Origin of the sequence: Microbispora bryophytorum (genome assembly GCF_006874465.1) — a bacterium.
GTDB classification, from domain to species: Bacteria; Actinomycetota; Actinomycetes; order Streptosporangiales; family Streptosporangiaceae; genus Microbispora; species Microbispora bryophytorum.
Genome location: NZ_VIRL01000064.1, coordinates 1 through 1,123, shown reverse-complemented (window position 1 = coordinate 1,123; position 1,123 = coordinate 1). Strand labels below are relative to the sequence as shown.

The following is a 1,123-nucleotide window of genomic DNA, read 5'->3' as shown; positions in this document are numbered from 1 at the left end:
ACGGTCACCCCGGCCTCCGTCCCGCACTGCGTGAGCAGCTTCACCCAGTCGGAGGAGTCGTCGAACTGCGGGTAGGGGTCCCAGATCGTGTAGGTCCCGCCCCCGGCGGCCTGGCTCGCGCCCGCCGTGGCGCTGTCGGTGCCGTCACTCCCGGACGACCCGGAGCACGCGGTGAGACCACCGGCGACGGCGAGGACCACCAGGGCCAGGCCGGCGGCGCGCCGGCCCCTGTCGAGGCTTTCCATATCGTTCTTCCTTTCGACGGCCGGCGTCCGGCCGCTTGTCGTCTCGTTCACCGGCGCGGGTCCGCACGGTCAGGGTGCGAACCCGCGCTGTGGCTCAGGTGAGCTGGATGTAGTCCAGCTCGGCATAGCCGGTCCCGCCGTCGAAGTAGGGGGACCCCTTGGCCAGGCGGATCACGTTGTAGCCCGCCCGCAGGTTCACGGTGGTGCTGACCGTGGCGCCGAACTGACCCCAGGCGGCGGTGGGCGGATAGCTGACCGTCGTCCAGGCGCCGCCGTTGTACGCCAGCCCCTGCGTGGCGGTGGCCCCGGTGGCGTTGGCGTAGCCGATGGTCATGGTGTACGCCCGGGCGGTGGGCACGTTCACCACGAAGTCGACGTAGCTGTCGGTGCTGTGATCACCATTGCTGTTGTCGATGCGCCCGACGTAGCCGCCCTCGGACGCGCTGGAGCCGCTCAGCCGCTGGGCGCGGAAGACCGACGCGTTCTCCGCCTCGTAGCGCTGCTGGTAAGACGGCACCCCGCCGGTCGGCTGGATCACCAGGTTGTAGGCGCTGGTCGCCGACATGTTCGCCACCGGGACGCTGATCTGCTCGTTGCTCACCGCGTACGTGCTCGTGGAGATGGTCGTGGGCGCGGTCACGGCGGTGAACCGGCCGTTCGAGGGGGTCGACTGCAGGGTCACCCGGACCGAGGAGCCCAGCGCGCCGATGCCGGTGACGCGGACGGTGTTGGTGCCCGACTCGTTGCCCAGGACCACGTTGACGATCTTGCGGGTGGCGTCGTAGGAGGCGAAGCCGTCCAGCCCGGTCTGGGTGGACGGCGTGGTGGTGACCATGCGGCCGGCCATGTCGCCGTACCACTTGTAGAGCCACCAGGTG

Annotated in this window: 1 protein-coding gene and 1 pseudogene; both read right to left on the bottom strand. The window is 70.2% G+C overall.

Annotation, left to right across the window (positions count from 1 at the left end; genetic code table 11):
- Positions 1-245: pseudogene (locus FLX07_RS35810) on the bottom strand (hypothetical protein); the annotation flags it as partial.
- A gap of 94 nt (positions 246-339) precedes the next feature.
- Positions 340-1,123: carbohydrate-binding protein (locus tag FLX07_RS35805; protein WP_280116568.1), on the bottom strand; the 784-nt coding region annotated here is incomplete at its 5' end.